At 72.9% G+C, this 3942-nt stretch carries 6 protein-coding genes; 1 reads left to right on the forward strand and 5 read right to left on the reverse strand.

All coding sequences use genetic code 11. The annotated features are described in order from the left end of the window. The 3 genes from ABZE72_RS16080 to ABZE72_RS16090 all read right to left on the reverse strand — a co-directional run. On the reverse strand, nucleotides 1-197 hold a 197-nt coding region (locus ABZE72_RS16080), incomplete at its 3' end, for a hypothetical protein (protein ID WP_372730046.1). 188 nt (nucleotides 198-385) lie between these two features. Then, complete coding sequence (locus ABZE72_RS16085) at nucleotides 386-802, reverse strand: hypothetical protein (RefSeq protein ID WP_372730047.1); 417 nt, start codon at nucleotides 800-802, stop codon at nucleotides 386-388. Further along, nucleotides 795-1187, reverse strand: a complete 393-nt coding sequence (locus ABZE72_RS16090; RefSeq protein WP_372730048.1) for a hypothetical protein — start codon at nucleotides 1185-1187, stop codon at nucleotides 795-797. Before ABZE72_RS16090 ends, ABZE72_RS16085 begins: the two co-directional genes overlap by 8 nt. Nucleotides 1188-1224: 37 nt before the next feature. Between ABZE72_RS16090 and ABZE72_RS16095 the strand changes: the two genes are divergently transcribed. Beyond that, nucleotides 1225-1995: a putative protein N(5)-glutamine methyltransferase gene (locus ABZE72_RS16095; RefSeq protein WP_372730049.1), complete on the forward strand. Its 771-nt coding sequence runs from the start codon at nucleotides 1225-1227 to the stop codon at nucleotides 1993-1995. Here ABZE72_RS16095 and ABZE72_RS16100 read toward each other — a convergent pair. Together ABZE72_RS16100 and ABZE72_RS16105 are read right to left on the reverse strand one after the other, a co-directional pair. Beyond that, complete coding sequence (locus tag ABZE72_RS16100; RefSeq protein WP_372730050.1) at nucleotides 1893-3041, reverse strand: acyltransferase family protein; 1149 nt, start codon at nucleotides 3039-3041, stop codon at nucleotides 1893-1895. The two genes, ABZE72_RS16095 and ABZE72_RS16100, sit on opposite strands and share 103 nt — an antisense overlap. 65 nt (nucleotides 3042-3106) lie before the next feature. Next, nucleotides 3107-3942 (reverse strand): MFS transporter (locus ABZE72_RS16105; protein WP_372730051.1); only part of this gene is annotated, 836 nt, incomplete at its 5' end.

Here is a 3942-nt window from a genome sequence, read left to right on the forward strand (position 1 = left end):
ACCGGCACCTCGGTCTCCCCGAACCCCGGGTCGTACGTCAACGCCGCGTCCGCCAACGAGTCGGTCGAATGCATCGCCGCCCACGCCACCGCAGCCTGCAACAACTCCGCCTCAGCCCGGTCCGCCACCGACCGCTGACCCCGCGCGAAGTCGAGCACCGCAGCTGCGGTGTCCACGTCGGCGAGCGTCTCGGTCATGGAACAACCCAACCAGCGAGCACCGACAGTCCGACCCCCGAAACAGGCCGATCTTCCACCATCCGGACACCAGATTTTTTCGCTCCTGGACCGGCCCAGCAGCGCCCGCCCGTCACCACCCGCTCGCCCGCGAACAGGGCGCGGTCCGCCCGCAAACACGACGCGATCCGGACGCAATCAGGACGCAATCAGGACGCGGTGGAGGCTCCCCGCTGACGACGTAGCCAGAGCAGCCCGGCGACCGGCAGCACCGCCGGCACGAACCCGTAACCCAGCCCGTAGTCCGACCACACCGACGCGTCGGGGAACCAGTCCCGGCGGACCAGGCTCAGGGTGCCGACGCCTGCCACCCCGACCAGCTCCACCCAGAGCATCACCCGGGCGAAGCCGGTGTGACCGGCCGAGGCGCGTCGGATCGCCACCCAGCCGGCCGCGTAGGTCAGCGCAGCGACGGCGGAGAGCGTGTAGGCGATCGGCGCCCGAGCGGCGTCCGTCGCCAGCTGCACGGCGCTGCGGGCGCCCGCCGCGAGCACGAAGAGCGCGTAGAGCGCGAGCAGCACCTGGTGCGGTCCGCTGCGCACCGAGCCGGCCGCCGCGTCAGCCACCGACACCCCAGGTGGCCTGGAGTCGTACGGCGACCACGGTCACCGCGACAGCGGCCACGGCGATCACGGCCGAGGACCACCGGCCGCGATCCTCGCCCACCGACTGCATCGCGATCGGCAGCAGGCAGACCGATGCCACGAGGTAGCCGATGTGCGAGGACATCTGCTCGGGTCGCTGACCGCTCAGCATGCTGCCGACTCCGGCGACCGCCCGGACCGCCAGCAGCAGCTCGAGGATCCACACGCCGTGGTCCAGCAGGTCCGGGCGCGGGAGGCGACGCCCAGCCACCACGGCAGCGGCGATCGCCACCGCGACCGCGTAGACGACGACCACGATCGTGATCTGGCCGAGCGGGGTCGCGGCCGTCTCGGAGAGGATGTCCATGGGTCCATCATCTCGACCAGTCCCGAACGGAGTGCGCGTGCCCCGACCGCCGAGCCACGCCGCGGCCACTGCCCGGTTGCGCGCCGCGGGCTGCGTCTTCGCCGAGCAGGAGGCGCGGGTGCTGCTCGAGGCCGCCGGCTCCCCGAACGAGCTCGAGCGGATGCTCGGCGAACGGGAGGCCGGGGCGCCACTGGAGGTTGTCGTCGGGTGGGCCGACTTCGGCGGTCAGCGGATCCTGCTCGACCCCGGGGTGTTCGTACCGCGACGACGCACCGAGCTGCTCGCCGATCGGGCAGCCGACCTGGCGGGCCCGGGCGCGGTCGTGCTCGACCTCTGCTGCGGCAGCGGAGCCGTCGCGGCCGTGGTCCACGCCCGCGTGCCCGGCGCCACGGTGTGGGCCGCGGACGCCGACCCCGTCGCAGTCGGCTGCGCCCGCCGCAACCTGCCCCCGGATCGGGTGCTCGCCGGCGACCTGTACGACGCCCTACCGGCCGAGCTGCTCGGCCGGGTGGACGTGCTGGCCTGCAACGCGCCGTACGTACCGACGTCGGCGCTGGCGTTGATGCCTGCGGAGGCGCGCCTCCACGAGCCGAGCAGCGCCCTGGACGGTGGCGCCGACGGCCTGGACCTGCACCGGCGGGTGGTGGCCGGCGCCCGGCGCTGGCTCAGCCCGGGCGGGCACCTGCTGGTCGAGACCAGCAGCGCTCAGTCGGCGTCGACTCGGGAGCTGATGGCGGCGGCCGGGCTGAACGCCGAGATCATCGACGACGTGACCCTGGAGGGCACGGTCGCCATCGGCCGGCGCTGACCCCGCAGCGCCGCGAGGCGCGGGCGCGGCATCTCGAAGAGGTACCGGCCGCCGACGCGCACGAGCCCGTCGTGCAGCACGAGGCAGGCGGCGGCGATCGCTCCGGTGAGCAGCACCGGGTAGACCACCGACACGGCGACCGCCCACGCGCCGGACTCGGGGCCGAGCCAGGCCGGCAGGTGCGCCAGCACGGCCAGCACCGGCATGTGCAGCACGTAGACCGGCAGGGTCTGTCGGCCGAGTCGGCTCAGCGGGCCGGAGATCCGCGGGCTCCGCGAGACCACGACCGCGAGCAGGATCGCCGCCGGGACACCGACCACGCTCAGCAGGAAGAGGTCGACGCTGCGCGGCACCGGCCGCACGGTGAGCAGGACCGACAGCGCGACGAACGAGACGGTCAGGGCCGGCAGCATCCATCGCCTCCGCTCCGCGGCGATCCGGCGTACCAGCCCGGCGTACCGGCTGCCGAGGACGAAGTAGACGAAGTGGAAGGGCACCGAGAGCCGGTTCACCTCGTCCACCGGCAGCGCCGAGGTCAGCAGCGCGGCCGCCGCGGCGCCGGCCAGGACCCAGCGCGCGTCATAGCGCACCAGCAGCTTGGAGACGACGAAGTAGAGGGCCAGTGCGAAGAGGAACCACAGCCCGGTGGAGGCCCAGAGCAGGTCGAGCCCGAACTCGCCGAGGTCCTGGGTGCGGTTCAACGGGAGCGTGCGCTCGACGGTGAACACCCCGAAGAGCAGCACCAGCCAGACGACGTAGAGGTAGTAGGGGCTCGCCGCCCGGCGAGCCACCCGGGCCCACGGACGGTGCAGGGCGTTGGCCGCGAACCAGCCGCTGATCACGAAGAAGAGCGGCATCCGGATCGGCTTGAGCGCGTGGCTCAGCCCGGCCCACGCCTCACCCACCGGCGCGAGGGCCACCGGGAGGATGTCGACGTAGTGCTTGGTCGTGGCGTGGTGCAGCACGACCAGGAGGATGCAGACGCCCTTGGCGAGGTCGGGCCAGACCAGACGCGGACGAGGAGGGGCCGCAGCATGTTCCTGCACGACCCCTCCTCGATCCACGAACGACATCTGGGACGGCCGATCGCGATGGCGCGACCGGGCCAACCTCAGATTTTGCCGGGACCCACGGCCGTCTCCTGCATCGAGGACGGGGTGGGTTCGCTCACACCGCCCAGGCCCCGGAGTCCGAGCGCAGCACCAGCGGCCAGCACCGAGAAGCCGGCCGTCATCCACCAGATGTCGACGAAGGCGCTGTGCGCGGCCGCGTAGCCGATCGGCGTTCCGAGCAGGGCGATCAGCAGACTGACACCCAGGACGGCGCCGATCTGACGACTCATGTTCACCACCGCAGTGCCGGTGGCGGTCCGCTCGGCCGGCAGCGACGACGTACCCGCCGCGAGGATGGTGGGCATGGCCAGCCCGACCCCGACCCCGGCCAACAACCAGCCGGGCAGGACCTCGGTCAGGTACGACGGCTCCTGGCCGATGACGGCGATGGCGTACAGCGCGCTACCGGCGACGAGGAGCGAGCCGACCGCGGCGATCCGACCGACCGCGAAGCGGAAGCTCAACCGCTGGGCCACCACCGCGAAGACCGGGACCAGCAGCGGCCCGGGTGCGACCGCGATGCCCGTGCGGATGGCGGAGTAGCCCCAGACGCTCTGCATCCACAGCACGTTCGCCAGCAGGCCGGCCGCGAAGGCGGCGTTGAAGAGGAAGGTGGCGGCGTTGGCCCAGGCGTAGCTGGGCACCCGCAGCATGGTCGGGTCCAGGAAGGGCGTCGTGCTCAGTGCGTTGTGCCGGGCGAAGAGGGCGCCGGCGAGCAGGGCGACGGCGAAGCTCGCCACGGTCTCGGTCCGACCCCACCCCCACTCCCCGCCCCGGACGAGGCCCAACGCGACCGCACCGACGGCGAGCGCCAGCAGCAGCGCGGCGCGGGTGC

The sequence above is a fragment of the Nocardioides sp. genome (assembly GCF_041600255.1).
Taxonomy (GTDB): domain Bacteria; phylum Actinomycetota; class Actinomycetes; order Propionibacteriales; family Nocardioidaceae; genus Nocardioides.